Source organism: Nocardia sp. NPDC005825 (assembly GCF_040630175.1).
GTDB lineage: Bacteria > Actinomycetota > Actinomycetes > Mycobacteriales > Mycobacteriaceae > Nocardia.
In genome coordinates this window covers 635,108-653,800 of the sequence record NZ_JBEXXC010000001.1, presented here as the reverse complement: position 1 = coordinate 653,800, position 18,693 = coordinate 635,108, and the positions used below count along the sequence as shown (strand labels likewise).

At 70.9% G+C, this 18,693-nt stretch carries 12 protein-coding genes; 1 reads left to right on the top strand and 11 read right to left on the bottom strand.

Annotation, left to right across the window (positions count from 1 at the left end):
• The first annotated feature begins 111 nt into the window (after positions 1 to 111).
• Positions 112 to 1,509 carry an amidase gene (locus ABZ382_RS03070; RefSeq protein ID WP_357083096.1) on the top strand — a complete coding sequence of 466 codons (1,398 nt, stop codon included), beginning with the start codon at positions 112 to 114 and terminating at the stop codon, positions 1,507 to 1,509.
• 126 nt (positions 1,510 to 1,635) lie between these two features.
• On the opposite strand, the gene ABZ382_RS03065 is transcribed toward ABZ382_RS03070, so the two are convergent.
• The 11 genes from ABZ382_RS03065 to tkt form a co-directional block, all read right to left on the bottom strand.
• A complete protein-coding gene (locus tag ABZ382_RS03065) occupies positions 1,636 to 2,799 on the bottom strand; it encodes a lactate 2-monooxygenase (protein WP_357083093.1) in 1,164 nt (387 codons plus the stop codon).
• A gap of 161 nt (positions 2,800 to 2,960) precedes the next feature.
• Positions 2,961 to 4,385, bottom strand: a complete 1,425-nt coding sequence (locus tag ABZ382_RS03060; RefSeq protein ID WP_357083090.1) for an FAD-binding oxidoreductase — start codon at positions 4,383 to 4,385, stop codon at positions 2,961 to 2,963.
• Positions 4,386 to 4,438: 53 nt separating this feature from the next.
• Positions 4,439 to 7,360, bottom strand: coding sequence for a BTAD domain-containing putative transcriptional regulator (locus tag ABZ382_RS03055; RefSeq protein WP_357083087.1), 2,922 nt, complete (start codon positions 7,358 to 7,360; stop codon positions 4,439 to 4,441).
• Positions 7,361 to 7,431: 71 nt separating this feature from the next.
• A complete protein-coding gene (locus ABZ382_RS03050) occupies positions 7,432 to 8,088 on the bottom strand; it encodes a hypothetical protein (protein ID WP_357083084.1) in 657 nt (218 codons plus the stop codon).
• Positions 8,089 to 8,140: 52 nt separating this feature from the next.
• Complete coding sequence (locus ABZ382_RS03045) at positions 8,141 to 11,002, bottom strand: BTAD domain-containing putative transcriptional regulator (protein WP_357083081.1); 2,862 nt, start codon at positions 11,000 to 11,002, stop codon at positions 8,141 to 8,143.
• Positions 11,003 to 11,121: 119 nt separating this feature from the next.
• Positions 11,122 to 11,931 (bottom strand): hypothetical protein, encoded by an 810-nt coding sequence (locus ABZ382_RS03040; protein ID WP_357083078.1) that lies wholly within the window; start codon positions 11,929 to 11,931, stop codon positions 11,122 to 11,124.
• 196 nt (positions 11,932 to 12,127) lie between these two features.
• Complete coding sequence (gene pgl / locus ABZ382_RS03035) at positions 12,128 to 12,862, bottom strand: 6-phosphogluconolactonase (RefSeq protein WP_357083075.1); 735 nt, start codon at positions 12,860 to 12,862, stop codon at positions 12,128 to 12,130.
• On the bottom strand, positions 12,855 to 13,763 hold the full coding sequence (gene opcA, locus ABZ382_RS03030; protein ID WP_357083072.1) for a glucose-6-phosphate dehydrogenase assembly protein OpcA: 909 nt from the start codon (positions 13,761 to 13,763) through the stop codon (positions 12,855 to 12,857). Before opcA ends, pgl begins: the two co-directional genes overlap by 8 nt.
• 25 nt (positions 13,764 to 13,788) lie before the next feature.
• Positions 13,789 to 15,324, bottom strand: a complete 1,536-nt coding sequence (zwf, locus tag ABZ382_RS03025) for a glucose-6-phosphate dehydrogenase (RefSeq protein WP_357084000.1) — start codon at positions 15,322 to 15,324, stop codon at positions 13,789 to 13,791.
• Between the two features lie 29 nt (positions 15,325 to 15,353).
• Positions 15,354 to 16,484 (bottom strand): transaldolase, encoded by a 1,131-nt coding sequence (tal, locus tag ABZ382_RS03020; RefSeq protein ID WP_357083069.1) that lies wholly within the window; start codon positions 16,482 to 16,484, stop codon positions 15,354 to 15,356.
• Between the two features lie 5 nt (positions 16,485 to 16,489).
• Positions 16,490 to 18,631 carry a transketolase gene (gene tkt, locus ABZ382_RS03015; protein WP_357083066.1) on the bottom strand — a complete coding sequence of 714 codons (2,142 nt, stop codon included), beginning with the start codon at positions 18,629 to 18,631 and terminating at the stop codon, positions 16,490 to 16,492.
• Positions 18,632 to 18,693 lie beyond the last annotated feature (62 nt).

Sequence of the window (18,693 nt, the reverse complement as noted above, 5' to 3'; positions counted from 1 at the left end):
ATTCAGGTGCAGAACCGGTCATGAGTGGGCGTCCACCCGCCATCTTCTGTTCGTACGTCCAGTCCAGGGGTACGGTCGGGCTCAGTCGGGAGAGTCGATGAGGAGGCCCGGATGGTGACGCGAGTTCACGGCTTCGGCGATGATGCGCTCGGCGAGCACGATGGCGTCGCGATCGCCGGGTTGATCCGGCGGGGGGAGCTCAGTGCCGCCGAGGTGGCCAAGGCGGCCCGGGAGCGGGCGGCTCGGGTGAATCCGGAGTTGAACGCGTTGGTGGTGGATGTGGATACGCCGCTGGCGTCGGGGGAGCGGGATGCGTTGCTCTATGGCGTGCCCACCTACGTCAAGGACAACACCGATGTGGCCGGGCTGCCGACACAGCACGGCAGTGTGGCATGGCGGGCGCAGGCGGCGAAAGCGCACGGCCCCTTCACGAAACAGTTCCTCAGCACCGGGATGAGCGTGCTCGGCAAGACCACGCTGCCGGAGTTCGGGTTGAACGCGACCACCGAGTTCGTCGCGGCCGCGCCGACGCGCAATCCATGGGATACCGGGTACTCCTCCGGGGCGTCCTCGGGTGGCGCAGCGGCCATGGTCGCGGCGGGTGTGGTGCCGATCGCGCACGGAAATGACGGTGGCGGCTCGATCCGCATCCCCGCCGCCTGCTGCGGTCTGGTCGGGTTGAAGCCGACGCGGGGCCGTCATATCGACGGACCGCAGGCCCGGTCCATGCCGATCAATCTGGTGTCGGAGGGTGTTCTCACCCGCACGGTCCGCGACACCGCCACGTATTTCGCGGCCGCCGAACGCTTCTGGCGCAATCCGTCGTTGCCGCCGGTCGGCCTCGTGGAGGGTCCCGCCCAGCGCCGCCTGCGCATCGGGGTGCTGACCGAACCCATCACCGGGGCCACCCTCGACCCGCAGGTGCGGGCGGTCCACGACGACACCATCACACTGCTCGAGAGTCTCGGCCACGAGGTGCGCCCGATCGCCTACCCAGTGGGACGTGGCTTCGCCGATGACTTCGCCACCTACTGGGCGATGCTGGCATTCCTGTTGGGCCGCACCGGCAAACTCACCCTCGACCGCACCTTCGACGCCGCCCGCCTGGACCCGTTCACCCGCGGCCTGGCCGACCGCTTCCGCGGCTCAGCGTTGCGCTCGCCCGCGGTCCTGTACCGCCTCGCCCGCCTGCGTCAGGCCTACGCCGCGTCCTTCCGCGACATCGAACTGGTCGTATCCCCGGTCCTGGCGAGCCTGACTCCGCCGCTCGGCTACCTCAGCCCCGACCAGCCCTTCGACGAGGTCTTCGAGCGGCTGCTGAACTACGTCACCTACACCCCGCTGGCGAATGTGACCGGCGCACCGGCCCTTTCGCTGCCCCTGGGCGCGTCCGCCGAGGGCCTCCCCATCGGCATGATGTTCTCCGCCGCGCACGGCGACGAACGCACCCTGCTCGAACTCGCCTACACCCTGGAGGCGGAGCGCCCCTTCCGCCGCATCCAGGACTGACGGCGGCGAGGGAGAGCGGACGGTGGACACTGCCTGCGTGTAACAGGAAGTATTGCCCTTCAACGCAATTCGGCGGATTGCCGGACCCGGGCGGGTCCGGCTGGTGCACAGTGCCGAATCGCCGCGCTACACCGTGACGGGTCGCAGTGCGTCCGGCGTCAGATCCTTCAGCGTCGGATACCCGTCCACCGCCATGATCAGATCCGCCTCCGCGAGCAGCGTGCGCAGCACGTGCACGATCCCGTCCGCGCCGCCCAGTGCCAGCCCGTACGCGTAGGGCCGCCCGATGCCGACCGCCGACGCGCCCAGCGCCAAAGCCTTGATGATGTCCGCGCCCGACCGCACCCCGGAGTCGAACAGCACCGGCAGCCCGTCCGCGGCCGCGACCACGCCCGGCAGCATGTCCAGCGCGGGGAGCCCGCCATTGGCCTGGCGGCCACCGTGATTGGAGCAGTAGATGCCGTCGACGCCCAGATCTTTGGCGCGGCGCGCGTCATCGGGGTGGCCGATGCCCTTCACGATCAGTGGCAGCTTGGTCAGTGACCGCAGCCACGGCAGATCGGCCCAGGTGAGCGGGTTGCCGAAGACCTGGATCCAGCGCAGGATCGCCGTCTGCGGATCCTCCTCGGGCGACTTGGCCAGACTCGCCCGGAACACCGGGTCGGTGAAGTAGTTGGCCAGGCAGTGTCCGCGCAGCTGCGGGAAGTTGCCGGTCGACAGGTCGCGCGGCCGCCACCCGGTCACCCAGGTGTCGAGGGTGACGACAATGCCCTTGTACCCGGCCTTCTCGGCGCGCTCGACGAGGCTCGCGGCCAGGTCACGGTCGGTGGGGGTGTAGAGCTGGAAGAAGCCGGGGGTGTCGCCGAATTCGGCGGCGACGTCCTCCATCGGGTCGACGGTCAGCGTGGACGCCACCATCGGCACCCCGGTGCGCGCCGCCGCTCGCGCGGTCGCCAGGTCCCCGTGCCCGTCCTGCGCGCACAAACCGATCACGCCGACCGGCGCCATGAAAACCGGTGCGGCCCAGGTGCTCCCGAACAACTCCACGGACAGGTCGCGCTCTTTCGCCCCGACGAACATGCGCGGCATGAGCCCCCACCGATCGAACGCCGCCACATTGGCATTCTGGGTCCGCTCGTCGCCCGCGCCGCCCGCCACGTACGAGTACACCGACGGCGGCATCGCCGCCCGCGCCCGCTCGGCGAGATCCGCGTAACTCACCGGCATCGCCGGCACCACCCCGCGCAGCCCGTTGAAGTAGATCTCGTTCTGAAAATCACCGAATGCCACGCGCAACCTCCTTGTTCACGCACCGCCGCCGGAGCGCCCTGTCATTCTGCCAGCAGACCCTACCGGTGGGTAAGAAGTTGCGACGGCGGGACCTGCCGCACCCCGCGGGGTCTCTCGACCAGCGGCAGGTCCCGTCGGCGCTCGGCACGGAAAACCGGAGCTCAGCGCACCGGCAGGTTCCAGCGCGCGGCCCGGGCGAACACCCCGGCCGGGTCGTAGCGGCGGCGCGTGTCGACGAGGCGATCGCGCTGCGGCTCGGTCCAGGCCGCCAAGGTGTCGGTCGCCCCGCCGAGCGGATTCAGGCCGAAGTTCGGTGTCGCGGCGTTCAGACTCCACCGGTCCATCGCCGTGGTCACCCGCTCGAGCGCGGCGGGCACCAGTTCGGCGATCGGTGGGGCCAGCACGCCGACGGCGAAGACCTGATACGCCGCGTGACGGCCCGCGATCGTGTTGAGCGACTGCGGGTCCCGCGCGATCGCGCCGCCGTACACCCGGATCTCCGCCATGTTGATCGGAGCCCCCACAGCGGCCCCGAGCAGCGCGTCGAGCGCGGCGTCGGGCAGTTCCCGCAGCAACGTCCCCCGGTCCAGCGCGGGCATCGGATGGGTCGGGTCATTGTGGATGGAAGCCAAAGCCGTGTATGGCATTTCGGCGACGGTATCCATCAATGGCGCGGCGACCGGGCGCAGCGGCGCCAGCAGTGCGGCCCCCTCGTCGGCGTCGCCGACATGGGCGTAGCGCAGGGTCAGCACCGTGGCTCCGCGCAGCGGTTCCGGAATCTCCGGCAGCGGCGGCAGATTCAGGATCGCGACCGAACTGGTGACCGTCTCCGGCGCGGCCGCCACCCAGTTCCGCCATGCCCGCAGCACGACCGCCGCGTCCTCGATGCGGTAGGTGAGACTGCCGGCGTACAGGGTGTGGATCGGGAAGAGCCGGAACGTCATCTGGGTGACGATGCCGAAGGCCGCGCCGCCGCCCAGCAGGGCCCGGAACAGTTCGGGTTCGGTGTCGGGGGTGACGCGGCGCAGGGTCGCGTCGGCGGTCACCACCTCCATGGCGGTGACATGGTCGGCGGCGAAACCGTAGGTGCGCGCGATCGGGCCCAATCCACCGCCGAGGGTGTACCCGACGACACCGACGCTGGTCGAGGACCCGGCGAGCCCGGCCAGCCCGAAGGGCGCGGCGGCGTCGAGGACCTGCTGCCAGCGCACGCCCGCACCCACGGTCGCGGTGCGCTGATCGCGGTCGATCGAGATCGCGTCGAGCAGGGTGGTGTCGACGAGGATGCTGTCCGCGGGTGTCGGCAGCACCCCGTGACCGGTGGCCCGCACTGCGACGGTGTAGCCGGTCTCGATGGCGACGCGCACGGTGGCCGCGACGTCGGCGGCGCTGCTGGCCACCACGACGGCCGTGGCCGCGTGCTCGATCGCGGCATTGAATCCGGCCGCCGAGCGCTCGTACCCGTCCTCACCGGGGGTGTGGACGGCACCGGCGACGGCGGCGCGCAGGCGTTCGACGACGGTGGCGGCCGGAATCGGATGTCGGTCGAGACCGGTCGGCGCTGCCGGATCGAAGACGCTGGACATGGGGCTCCTGAAAGTCGATGGTGCTGATCGATACTCAGGAGACCGCACGACGCTTATCGCGAACTTAGCTTCCGCCAAGCATCACCGGCGGGCTCGGAGGCGAGGGCGCTGACCAGGTCGTTCACCTCGGTGCGGGTCAGTAGCGCGCCTTCGGCCACGCCTGCCTCGAACTCGGCCTCCGACAGCGCCGACCGGACCTCGGTGGCCTCGCGGACCGCGTCGACCGGATCCATCACCTCCGGCAGGAACCCGATCCGCCCACCCAGGGCGCGCACCGCTCCGAGCATCCGCGCACCGTCCCCGGGACGGCCGCCGCGGGCCGCGAGCGCTCCGGCCAGCTGCACCATCACCAGCCACGACGTCACGTCCCCGTCCAGTTCCAGTGCGGTCTGCATGGTGCGCAACCCGGTCCGCGCGTCGGTGATGTCACCGGCGTCCAGCGCACAGCGGGCCAGCGTCCACGACGCGGAAGCCCCCGACCAGCGGTGCCCGCAGCGATCGGCGACCGCGACCGCCTCCCGCAGTGCTGCCCGCGCTTCCTCGGGACGGTTGCCGAACCGCAGGATCATGCCCTCGATCATCAACGCCTCCGCCAACTGCCACGGTCTGGCGTCCGCGCGGGCGGCGGCGACAGCGGCCGAGGCGGTGCCGGCCGCCTCGGCGGTGGGCTCGGCGATCGCGCGCAGGTAGGTGGTCCACGACCGCATCCAGGCGGCGGTGTCGAGATCGCCCGCCTCGGCCGCCACCTGCTCGGCCCGCGCGGTGACCGCCGCGCCCCGCAGCGGATCGCCGGACAGGTAGCGCAGCCCGCCGAGCCCGCCGAGAGCCATGGACAGCGTGCCGGGTTCGACCCCGTGCGTGGGCGCTGAGGTCGCGTCGAGAGCGCCGGTGATGGCCACGATGCCTTCCGCGATGAACCCGCGCCGGTACCAGAACCAGTGCAGCGCCGCGGCCAGCCGCAGCACGTACCCGGGGTCGCCGACCGCGAAGGCGGAGGCGATGGCGGCCCGATGCTCGGCGACATCCGCGCCGAGTATGTCCAACAGCTCCGCCGAGCGCGCGTCGCGCAGATGGATGGCGGCGGCCTCGGCCCGGTTCAGCACGCAGCGGCGGTGCGCCGCGCGCACCCGCTCCAGCTCGTCGACTTCGCAACGGGCGAGCGCGAATTCGCGGATGCTCTGCAACATCCGGTAGCGGCGCGGCGACGACGCGGGCTGCACCCGCAGCAGCGATCGGCGTACCAGGCCGGTCAACGGCGCCAGCACGGCCATCGAATTCGAGACGCCGTGAACGGCTGCGGCGGCGTCGATGTCGAAGCTTCCGGCGAAGACCGCGACGTCGCGCAGCAGCCGGGCTTCTGCGGGGTCGAGCAGCCGGTAGCTCCAGTCGATGGCGTCGGCGAGGCGGCGCTGCCGCACGGGCGCGGTGCGGGCGCCTCCGGAGAGCAGCGTGAAGCGGTCGGCCAGGCCGTCGGCGATCTGCTGCTCGGACAGCACCCGCAGTTGCGCGGCGGCCAATTCCACCGCGAGAGGGATGCCGTCGAGGTCGGCGCAGATGCGCCGGACCGGTTCGCGCACCGACTCGTTCAATGACCAGCCCGCCACCACGCCCGCCGCCCGCGTGGCGAACAGCTCGACGGCGTCGGACTCGTCGAGCGGCGGCACCTCGACGATCTGCTCGCCGTCGACCGCGAGCGGCTCGCGGCTGGTGGCGAGGACCCGGATGCCGGGGCACCGCAGCAGGAGGGTGTGCACCACGGGGGCGACCCCGTCGAGGACGTGTTCGCAATTGTCCAGCAGCAGTAGGCCTTCCCGGTTCGCGACGACCTCGGCGAGGCGATCGGGTGTGCTCGCGCCGAGGACCTGCAGCGACTCGGCGATGGTGGCCGCGACCAGGTCGTCGGATTCGACCGGGGCCAGATCGACCCACCACGGCTCGTCCGCGGAGCCCGTCACGCGGGGCAGCCTCCGGCAGGTCTCGACGGCGAGCCGGGTCTTGCCGACCCCGCCCGTGCCGACCAGCGTCACCAGGCGGGCGGCGCGCACGGCCTGGCCGATGTCGGCGAGTTCGGCCGTGCGGCCGACCAATTGGGTCCGCGGCACCGGCAGGGGACAGGCCGGGCCGGTCTCGGGCACGGTGACGACAACCCGGGCGGGGGCCTCCGATCCGCGCAGCAGCTCCTCGTCGTGGCGCAGGATGGCGGTCTCCAGCTCACGCAGCCGCAGCCCGGGTTCGATACCCAGCTCGGTGTCGAGCCGGTCGCGGATATCCCGCAGTGCCGCCAGCGCGTCGGATTGGCGTCCGGCCCGGTAGCGGGCCAGCGCCGTCAACTCCCAGACGCGTTCGTCGAGCGGATGCGCCACCGCCAAGGCCTCCGCGTCGAGCAGCGCGGCTTCGGCGTGGCCGGTGTCGAGCCGCAACTCCACCAGCGCTTTTCGCGCCCGGAGCTCGAGCGCGGTGAGCCGCGCGATCTCCGGCCGGACGAAGTCGGCATCGGCGATATCGGCGTACGGCGCGCCACGCCACTCGTCGAGCGCAGCCGCGTAGGCCCTCAGCGCGGAGGCGGAATCACCGGTGGCGCAGGCTGCTTCGGCCGTCGCGAGATGCCCGGTGAAGCGATGCGCGTCGATCCGATCAGCGGCCAGATCCAACTGGTAGCTGGTGGCGGACCGGACGATCACGCCCGCCGCGCCGCGCCGCCGGTCGGGCTCGAGTCGATCGCGCAGCTTCGAGATCCCGAAATGCAGTGAGCCGACCGAGGGTTCGGCCGCATCGTGCCACACCTGCTCGAGCAGCCGGTCCGCCGACACCTCCCGCGGGTACGCCGCGCTCAATGCCGCCAGCAAACTCCGCTGCCGCAGCCCGCCCAGGTCGACCGGCCGTCCTTCGACCGTGGCCGCCAGTCCGCCCAGGACGTGTAGACGCACCTGCGGCCGCGCACCGTTCTCCTCGCCGTCACCCGGTAGATCACCCACGAATCACCTCACGAGCTCTCACTCGGCAATCTATCGCTGTGAGGACCGCGAGGCGCATCACCGCCGCGCGATCAGTCGTCGGGCTCGGGCGCCGGGTAGCCGATCAGTCCGCGCGCATGACCCAGCGCGTGGCGTCCGGCGATCATGCCGGGGGACAGCGACTGCCGGGCGATCGCCCCGCCCAGGGCCCGGATCTCGGCGAAGTCGATCGGTTGCCCGGCCGCGGACGCCAGGAAGGCGTCGACGGCCGGGACGGGCATCGGATGCGCCGGGTCATGGTGGATGCAGGTGGTGTCCAGCAAGGGTGTGGCCACCTGCCGCAGCGGCGCGAGCAACTCGGCGCCCCGCGCCGGATCTCCCGAGTGGGCGTAGCGCAGGTGCAGGACCGTGGCCCCGTGCAGCGCCGCCGGGAGGACCGGGACCGCGGGCAGGTTCAGCACCGCGACGGAACTGGTGACGCCGTCCGGCGCGGCCGCCAGCCAGCGCCGCCAGGCCCGAAGCACGACGCCCGAGTCCTCGACGCGATAGGTGAGACCGCCCGCGTAGAGCGCGCCGGCTCCGGCCGAGACCCGGACGGCGGGAGCGGCATCCGCGGCCGGGTGCCGGTAGGCGTCGGCTCCCGGCGTGGGCACCGCGCCTGCGATCGCCACCCGCACCCGCTCGGCGACCCGATAGGCCGGAAGCGGACGCGCACCGGTGGGCGCGGGCGGATCGCAGACGCTGGACATGAAGCTCCTGTCACTCGACGGGGTCGTCGACGTCCAGCAGAAGGCCTGCCGCTTAGCGCGAACTTAGCGCCCTGCTCGGCAGCCTCGCGGACGCGTCGAGAATGGATCCGACCAGCACATTCACCTCGTCGCGCGACATGGCCGCGCCCGCCGCCAGGCTCGCCTCGAATTCCGCCGGGGGCAGCGCGTTCTCGACGGCGTCGGCCTCGCGAGCGGCGTCGACCGGGTCCATCACCTCCGGCTGGAATCCGATCCGGATGCCCAGGGCGCGGACCGCGCCGAGCAGGCGGGCCCCGTCGGCGGGGCGGCTGGTGCGGGTCGCCAGGGCCGCGGCCAGGTGCGCCATCACCAGCCACGAGGTGACGTCACCGTCGAGCTCGACCGCGGTGTGCATGGTGCGCAAGGCGGTTCGCGCCTCGGCGTGGTCGTCGGCCTCGAGGGCACAGCGGGTCAGGGTCCAGGAGGCCGAGGCGACGGTGAGGCGATGGCCGCAGCGTTCGGCGACCGCGATCGCCTCGGTCAGGGCGGCGCGCGCCGCGGCGGGACGATTGGCGTAGCGCAGGATTCGGCCCTCCACCATGAGCGCGTCGGCCAGCTGCCAGGGGCGGCCGTCGCGGCGGGCGACGGCCACGGCCACGGCGGCATCCGCGGCCGTGTCGCGCGTGGGGTCGGCGACCGCGCGCAGGTAGGTGGTCCAGGTGCGCATCCAGGTGGCCGTGTCGCGGTCGCCTTCCGTGTTCGCGATGGCGGCCGCGCGCTCCGCCATCGCGACGCCGCGCACCGGATCGCCGGAAAGATAGTGCAGCCCACCCAGTCCGCCCAGGGCGAGGGACAGGGTCGCGGCGTCCACGCCGTGGTCGGGCGGTTCGCTCGAGGCGAGCGCCGTCGTGATGGCCGGGATGGCTTCCTCGATGAATCCGCGCCGGTACCAGAACCAGTACAGCGCCGCCGCCAGCCGCAGCACGTACGCGGGGTCGCCGGCGGCGAAGGCGGACGCGATGGCGGCGCGGTGTTCGGCGACATCGCGGTTGAGCGTGTCCATCGACTGCGCCGAGCGGGCGTCGCGCAGATGCGCGGCCGCGGCCTGCGCCCGCTCCAGCACGCACTGCCGGTGCGCGGCCCGGGCGCGCTCGAGCTCCCCGGCTTCGCAACGGGTGAGCGCGAATTCGCGAATCGTCTGCAGCAGCCGGTACCGGCGCGGCGACGAGGCGGGCTGCACCCGCAGCAGGGACCGCCGCACCAGACCGGTGAGCGGGGCCAGCACGGCCATCGACGAGGTCGCCCCGTGGACGGCGGCCGCCGCGTCGATGTCGAAACTGCCGGCGAAGACCGAGATATCGCGCAGCAGCCGGGCTTCGGCGGGATCGAGCAGCCGATAACTCCAGTCGATGGTGTCGGCCAGACGGCGCTGCCGCACGGGCGCGGTGCGCGAACCTCCCTCGAGGAGGGTGAACCGGTCGGCCAGACCGTCGGCGATCTGCTGTTCGGACAGCACCCGCAGCTGGGCCGCGGCCAACTCCACCGCGAGCGGGATGCCGTCCAGGTCGGCGCAGATGCGCCGAACCGGTTCGCGCACACGGTCGTCGAGGCTCCAGCCCTCGACCATGCCCGCGGCCCGCGCGGCGAACAACAGGACGGCCTCGGACTCGTCCAGCGTCGGAACGTCGATGACGCGCTCCCCGTCGAGGGCGAGCGGTTCGCGGCTGGTGGCGATGATCCGGACCCGGGGGCAGCGGGTCAGCAGGACGTTCACCACCTCGGCGACCCCGTCGAGGACGTGCTCGCAATTGTCCAGCAGCACCGTGCATTCCCACGTGGCGACGATGTCGGCGAGCCGCTCGGGCGTGCTCGCGCCGCACACCTGCATGGCCGCGGCCACGGTGGCGGCGACCAGGTCGTCGGATTCGACGGGGGCCAGATCGACCCACCACGACTGATCCTCGACAGCCGGTGTGCGAAGCAGGCGACGGCAGGTCTCCACCGCCAGCCGGGTCTTGCCGACCCCGCCGGTGCCGACCAGGGTCACCAGCCGGCTCTGGCGTACCGCGCGATAGATTTCGTCGAGTTCGCCCGCCCGCCCGATCAATTGGGTGCGAGGAACCGGCATCGGACAGGTCGCCGCGATCAACGGGGTGCCGGCCCGGACCGTGGCCGCCGACCCGGGCAGCAGATCCTCGTCGTGGCGCAGGATCGCGGTCTCGAGCTCGCGCAACCCGACGCCCGGCTCGATGCCGAGTTCGGTGTCGAGCAGCCGCCTCACATCCCGCAATGCCGCCAGCGCCTCGGACTGCCGCCCGGCGCGGTAGCGGGCCAGCGCCGCGAGCTCCCACACCCGCTCGTCGAGGGGATGCGCGGCCACCAGCGCCTCGGCGTCGGCGAGCGCCGCCTCGATCCGGCCGGTGTCGAGTCGCAACTCCACCAAGGCTTTCCGGGCCCGCAGTTCCAGTCCGGTCAGCCGCGCGATCTCCGGGCGCACGAAATCGGCGTCGGCGATATCGGCGTACGGCGCGCCCTTCCACTCCCGCAACGCGGTTTCGTAGGCGCGCAGCCCGGCCGCGGAATCCCCGGCCGCACAGGCCGATTCGGCGACAGCGAGCTGCCCGGCGAAGCGGTGCGCGTCGATCCGATCCGCGTTCAGGGCCAGCTGGTACCGGGTCCCGGACCGCACGATCACCCCTTCGGCGCCGCGCCGCCGATCGGGTTCGAGCCGGTCGCGCAGCTTCGAGATCCCGAAATGCAGTGAGCCGACCGAGGGTTCGGCCGCATCGTGCCACACCTGTTCGAGCAGCCGGTCCGCGGACACCTCCCGCGGATAGGCCGCGATCAGGGCCGCGAGCAGACTCCGTTGCCGCAACCCGCCCAGGTCGACCGCCCGCCCCGACACCGTCGCGGCCAGTCCACCCAGGACATTCACCAACACTTCCGGCCGAACGCCGACCCCCTCGGCGTCACTCGGCGGACCACCCACGAATCACCTCGCTACTGCTCTCCCGCAATCTATCCCGCCGCCCGCGCGGCGTCGTGGACGGGCGTTCAGTAGTGGGCGTTGAGGTATTCCGCCGCGTGGGTCGTCCACAGCACGTTCGTGCCGGGCATGTTGTGGCCGGAGTACCGGACGTGCTCGCCGTCGGGCCAGGGCGTCAGGTAGCCGAGCAGGCCGCGCATCGCGGTGGTGTAGCGGTCCAGGTTGGCCACCGGGTTCTGGAGCAGGAAGTTCAGCAGTTCGTGGAACAGCATCGGGGTGAGGTTGCCGATGCGCGCGCCCTCGACGAGCGAGAACGGGGAGATGGCGGTGTCGATGGCGCGCAACGGGGAGTCGCCGGGGGAGGAGGTGATGATGTCATTGGGGTTGGCGTACTCGCGCACGTCAAGGCCCACCGGCCAGGCGCCGCGCTGACCGTGCAGGCCGTAGGTGTCCGGCGGGCACAGGTCGCCCACCGACTGGCCCTTGCGGCGCATGGGATTGGCGATGTTCACCGTGAACGCGATCTCGAGCGGCGACCCGTCGACATTGGTGTAGACGCCCGCGCGCACACCCTGCAGGATCGTGCTGGCCACGATCCCGCCGAGCGAATAGCTCAGCAGGCCGCACACATTCGGCGAATCCTGGATGGCCTTGACCCCGGCCGCGACCCCGAGCCGCACCGAGGTGTTCAGCGAGGAACCCCACGTGCTGGGCACCGGGCCGATCTCGGCGGGCCAGTCCGGTTCGAACGCGCTGAACTTGCTCGTGTCCAGCAGCTTGGCGACATCGTGCAGCATGCCCGCCGGTGTCCCGTCGGAATTGCGCGGCTCCCCGGTGCCGCGCAGGGTGATGATGTCGATCATGGCGTACCCCTCCATGCGCCGAACCTTTCGGCGCGGATTCGACGCTAGAAGCGTCCTACCAGCTAATCGCGAGTAGTGGGCTACCCGTTTACACGGGTTCGGGCGATCAGGGCATGCGGGGACGCCGGGGGTCGGACGGGGGCCGGGATTTCGGCAGAAACGACGAACGGCGGGCCCGGATCGATCGATCCGGGCCCGCCGTTCGATGGAACTAGCGCGGCAGGTCCACCGCGGCGGTCTCGTCCAGCAGCCAGGTGGTGGACTCGGTGCCGATCGCGCCCGCCGCCGGGATGTCGAGCGGCGACGCCCCGTTCAGGGCGGCGGCCACCGCGGCCGCCTTGGCCTCACCGGACACGATCAGCATGACGTGGCGCGACTTGCGGATCGCGGGCAGCGTCAGCGTGATGCGCACGGCCGGCGGCTTGGGTGAATGGGTCTCGGCGACAACCAGCTCGTGTTCCTCACGGGTGGCGTCGGTGTGCGGGAACAGCGAGTTGATGTGCCCTTCCCCGCCCATCCCGAGCAGGTGCAGGTCGAACGCGCCGTGCTCGGCCAGGTGCGCGTGCACGGTGGCCGAGTACTCGCCCGCGGCCTCCAGCGGGTCCGGGTAGTCGCCGCTCGAGGTCTCGGTCGGATGCACCCGGGCCGGGTCGACCGGGACGTGGTCGAGCAGCGCGTGGCGGGCCTGGAGTTCGTTGCGCTCCGGATCCCCGGTGGGCACGAAACGCTCGTCGCCCCAGAAGATATCGACCTTGCCCCAGTCGATGTCGCCGGGGGCCTTGCGCACCAGTTCCAGCAGCGCGATGCCGGTGCCGCCGCCGGTCAGGACCACCGAGGCGGAGCCGCGCAGACGCTGCGCCTCCACCACCTGCGCGACGAAGCGGGCGGCCGCGGCCATCACCAGATCGTCGACGGTGGTGAAGGTTTCGACGGCGGGCTTACTCATAGGTCACCCTTTCGATTCCGGTGAGGGCCTCGGCGTAGATGTCGTCGGCGTCGAGGTGACGCAGTTCCTCGGCAAGGCAGTCCTTGGTCTCGCGGCGCGCCAACGCGAAACGCTGGTCGGGCTCGCCGGTGCGGGACAGGGTCGCGGTGCGGCCGTGCTGCGGGCGGGAGATGGCGATCGACACCGAGGGCCGGTGCATCTCCACCTTCAGCTCGCCGGTGCGCCGCACCACCGGGCAGTCCAGCCGCGCGGCCAGCCAGCCCGCCAGCATGTCCAGCGCCGGTTCTTCCTTCAGACCCGAAATCGTCACCGACTCAACGGTTTCGAACGGGGCTTCGTCGAGCGCCGCCGCCAGCAGCGCCCGCCAGTAGGTGACCCGGCTCCACGCCAGATCGGTGTCCCCGGTCGCGTAGGAGTGGCGACGCGCCTTGATGGTGGCCTGCGGATCGGCCGCGAAGGTGGCGTCGGTGATGCGGCGAGTCGCCAGGCGGCCCACCGAATCCTTGGACGGGAACTCCGGCGCGCCCCGCGGCCACCACGCCACCACGGGGGTGTCGGGCAGCAGGAACGGGATCACCACGCTGGCCTCGTGCGGCACCAGATCGCCCTGCAGCCGCAGCACGATCACCTCGGCCGCGCCCGCGTCGCCGCCCACGCGGATCTGCGCGTCCAGCCGCGTCTGGGCCATGCGGTCGCCGCGGGCCAGCACGATCACCCGGCAGGGGTGTTCGCGGCTGGCGTCATTGGCCGCGTCGATGGCGTCCTCGGCCTCGGAGCTGTCGAGGGTGCACACCACCAGGGTGAGCACCCGGCCCATGGTGACCACGCCATTGGATTCCCGCAGTTGCACAAGGCGTTTCGACACCTCACGGGTGTCGGTGTCGGGCATGTCGATGATCATCGGGCGGGCTCCTGGGTGGGTGTGGTCACGGCCGCCGCCATTCGCGCCCGCTGCGCGCGAGCATCTCGTCGGCGGATTCCGGACCCCAGCCGCCCGCCTCGTACGGGTCGGGTTTGCCGGTCGCGGCCCAGTGTTCGAGCGCGGGATCGAGGATGCGCCAGGACAATTCGACCTCCTCGTTGACCGGGAACAGCGACGGCACCCCGAGCAGCACGTCCAGGATGAGCCGCTCGTAGGCCTCGGGGGAGTCCTCGGTGAACGCCTCGCCGTAGCTGAAGTCCATGTTCACGTCGCGCACCTCCATGGACGATCCGGGCACCTTGGACCCGAATCGCATGGTGATGCCCTCGTCCGGCTGCACCCGGATGACCAGCGCGTTCTGCCCGAGTTCCTCGGTCATGGTCTGGTCGAACGGCAGGTGCGGGGCGCGTTTGAACACCACCGCGATCTCGGTGACGCGCCGCCCGAGGCGTTTGCCGGTGCGCAGATAGAACGGCACGCCCGCCCAGCGGCGGGTCGCCACGGACAGGGTGATGGCGGCGTAGGTCTCGGTGCGGGAGTTGGGGTCGAAGCCCTCCTCCTGCAACAGGCCCACCACCGGCTCACTGCCCTGCCAGCCCGCCGTGTACTGGCCGCGCGCGGTCGTCTCGTCCAGCGGCGCAACGAGTTTCGTCGCCGAGAGCACCTTGATCTTCTCGATCTGCAACTGCTTGGGCTGGAAGCTCACGGGTTCTTCCATGGCCGTCAGCGCCAGCAGCTGCAGCAGGTGGTTCTGGATGACGTCGCGGGCCGCGCCGATGCCGTCGTAGTACCCCGCGCGACCGCCCAGGCCGATGTCCTCGGCCATGGTGATCTGCACGTGGTCCACGTAATTGGCGTTCCAGATCGGATCCCACAGCTGGTTGGCGAAGCGCAGCGCCAGAATGTTCTGGACCGTCTCCTTGCCCAGGTAGTGGTCGATGCGGAACACCGACCGCTCCGGGAACACCGTGTTGACCAGCGCGTTGAGTTCCTGCGCGCTGTTCAGGTCGTGCCCGAACGGCTTCTCGATCACCACTCGCCGCCACGGTTCCGGTTGCCCCGCAGGGGAATCGGTCGGTTTGGCCAGCCCGTTCTTGGACAGCTGTTCCAGCACGATGGGGAAGTCGCTGGGCGGGATCGACAGGTAGAAGGCGGTATTGCCGCCCGTCCCGCGATCCCGGTCCAGATCCTTGAGGGTGGTGGCCAGCTTGTGGAAGGCCGCGTCGTCCTCGAACGTGCCGCGAACGAAACGCAGACCCTCCTTGAGCTGCTGCCACACCTCCTCGCGGAAGGGGGTGCGCGCCGAGGACGACACGGACTCGTGAACCAGGTTCGCGAAGTCCTCGTCGGTCCAGTCCCGGCGCGCGAAGCCGATCAGCGAGAAGCCCGGGGGCAGCAGCCCCCGGTTCGCCAGATCGTAGATGGCCGGCAGCACTTTGCGCCGCGACAGGTCACCGGTAACGCCGAATATCACCACGTTGCACGGTCCGGCGATGCGGGGCACCCGGCTGTCGCGATCATCGCGCAGCGGGTTGGGCATCGCGACCGTCGTCGCCGCGCGAGCCACGGTCAGTTGCCTCCCGCGACCTGCAGCTTTTCGGTGGTGGCGACGAGCAGTTCCTGCCAGGAGGCGACGAACTTGTCGACGCCCTCGGTCTCGAGCACACCGAACACGTCGTCCAGGTCGATGCCCACCGCGACCAGCCGGTCGAAGACCGCCTGTGCCTGCTCCGCCTTGCCGACCGCCGCGTTCGGCACGATCACGCCGTGGTCGGCGACGGCCTCGAGGGTCTTCTCCGGCAGCGTGTTCACGGTGTCGGGGGCGACCAGCTCGGTCACGTACATGGTGTCGGAGTACTCGGGGTTCTTCACACCGGTCGAGGCCCACAGCGCGCGCTGCTTGTTGGCGCCCTGCGCCGCCAGTTTGTTGAACACGTCGGTGTGCTTGCCGCCGTCGAAGATGTCCTGGTAAGCGGCATAGGCCAAGTGCGCGTTGGCGATTCCGGCCTTGCCGCGCAGCGCCAGGGCCTCCGGGGTGCCGATGGCCTCGAGCCGCTTGTCGATCTCGGTGTCCACGCGGGAGACGAAGAACGAGGCGACGGACTGGACCTTGGCGATGTCGTGCCCGGAGGTGGTGGCGTTGCGCAGACCGTCGAGATAGGCGCCCATCACCGAGATGTAGCGCTGCACCGAGAAGATCAGCGTCACGTTCACGCTGATGCCCTCGGAGATGACCCGGGTGATGGCCGGGAGACCGGCCTCGGTCGCCGGGATCTTGATGAACAGGTTGGGCCGGTCCACGATCTTCCACAGCTCGATGGCCTGGGCCACCGTGCCGTCGGTGTCGAAGGCCAGGCGCGGGTCGACCTCGATGGAGACGCGGCCGTCGACGCCCTTGGACGCGGCGAAGACGTCGGCGAACACGTCGCAGGCCGCGCGCACGTCATCGGTGGTGATGGTGCGGATGGCCGAGTCGACGTCCGCGCCGCGCGCGGCGAGCTCGGTGACCTGCTCGTCGTAGGCGTGGCCCGCCGACAGCGCGCCCTGGAAGATGGTCGGGTTGGTGGTGACGCCGACGACATTGCGAGAGTCGATCAGGCCCTGGAGATTCCCGGACTTGATGCGATCGCGCGACAGGTCGTCCAGCCACACCGAAACCCCGGCGGCCGACAGGGCCGCGGTGTTCGAGTTCTGGGTCATGACAACTATCCCTTCACCTTGGCGAGCGAGCGGGTGGCAGCGGCGACCACGGCATCGGCGGTGATGCCGAACTCGCGGAACAGCGTCTTGAAGTCGGCCGAGGCACCGAAGTGCTCGATGGAGATGTTCTCACCGGCGTCGCCGGTGAAACGGTGCCACGGCATCGCGATGCCGGCCTCCACCGAGACGCGGGCCCGCACCGACGGCGGCAGCACCTCGTCGCGGTAGGACTGCTCCTGCGCGTCGAACCACTCCACACACGGCATGGACACCACGCGGGTGCCGATGCCCTGTGCCTCGAGCGTAGCGCGCGCATCGACCGCGAGCTGCAGTTCCGAACCGGTGGCGATCAGGATTACCTGCGGTGTGCCGGTGGAGGATTCGGCCAGGATGTAGCCGCCCTTGCGGACGCCCTCGTAGCTGGTGCCCTCCTGGATCGGCAGGTCCTGGCGGGTCAGCGCCAGCGCGGACGGGCCGTCCTGGTGCGGCGGCTCGGAGACCAGGAAGTGCGAATGCCGTTCTGCGCTATCGCGTTCCAGGATGGTGCGCCAGGCGTAGGTGGTCTCGTTGGCGTCACCCGGGCGGACCACGTTCAGGCCGGGGATGGCGCGCAGCGCGGCCAGGTGCTCGATCGGCTGGTGGGTGGGGCCGTCCTCGCCCAGGCCGATGGAGTCGTGGGTCCACACGTAGGTGACCGGGGTGCGCATGAGCGCGCCCAGGCGCACCGCGGGACGCATGTAGTCGGAGAACACCAGGAAGGTGCCGCCGTACGGACGGGTCGGTCCGTGCAGGGCGATGCCGTTGAGGATCGAGCCCATGGCGTGCTCACGCACACCGAAGTGCAGGGTCCGGCCGTACGGGTTGGCCTTCCACGCGCCGGTGGAGATGGACTCCGGGCCGAAGGACGCCGCACCCGGCATGGTGGTGTTGTTGGACTCGGCGAGGTCGGCCGAACCGCCCCACAGCTCCGGCAGCACCGGGGCCAGCGCCGCGAGCACCGCGCCGGACGCCTTACGGGTCGCCATGGCCTTGCCCGGCTCGTGCTCCGGCAGGGTCTCGGTCCAGCCCTCGGGCAGGCGACGTTCCTGCAGGCGGTCGAACAGCGCCTTGTTGTCCGGGTTCGCGGTGGCCCACGCCTCGAACTGCTCCTGCCAGGCCGCGCGGGCGGCCTTGCCGCGGTCGGCGACATTGCCGCGCGAGTGCGCGATCACGGCGGCGTCCACGTCGAAGCTCTTGGCCGGGTCGAAGCCCAGGATCTTCTTGGTGGCCGCGACCTCGTCGGCGCCCAGCGCGGCGCCGTGCGAGGAACCGGTGTTCATCTTGTTCGGGGCCGGGAAGCCGATGATGGTGCGCAGCAGGATGATCGACGGCTTGTCGGTCACGGCCTGCGCGGCGGCGATGGCTTCCTCGATGGCGGTGACGTTCTCGCCGCCCTCGACGGTCTGCACGTGCCAGCCGTAGGCCTCGTAGCGCGCCGCCACGTCCTCGGTGAACGCGATGCGGGTGTCGTCCTCGATGGAGATCTTGTTGTCGTCGTAGAAGACGACCAGGTTGCCCAGCTGCTGGGTGCCCGCCAGCGAGGACGCCTCGGAGGTGACGCCCTCCTCCATGTCACCGTCGGAGGCGACGACATAGATGAAGTGATCGAACGCACTCTGGCCCTGCGCCGCTTCGGGATCGAACAGGCCGCGCTCACGCCGCGACGCCATCGCCATGCCGACCGCCGACGCCAGACCCTGGCCCAGCGGGCCGGTGGTGATCTCGACGTGATCGGTGTGGCGGTACTCCGGGTGGCCCGGGGTCAGCGAACCCCACTTGCGCAGGTGCTCGAGGTCGGTCAGCTCGAGACCCATGCCGGCCAGGTACAGCTGGATGTAGAGGGTGAGGCTGGAATGGCCGCACGACAGGACGAAACGGTCGCGACCCACCCACGACGGATCGGCCGGATCCAGGCGCATCACGCGCTGGAACAGGGTGTAGGCCAGCGGAGCGAGGCTCATCGCGGTGCCCGGGTGGCCGTTGCCGGCGTTCTGGACCGCATCGGCGGCGAGGACCCGGGCCGTGTCGACGGCTCTGGTATCCAGATCGGTCCAGTCGGTGGGGTGGTTCGGCTGAGTGAGCGCGCGGATGTCGTCTGTGACTGACACGACCGAGGTTCTCCTGACCTTCTCGTCAAACGATGCGGTTGTGGGCGGCGGGGGATTCGCTG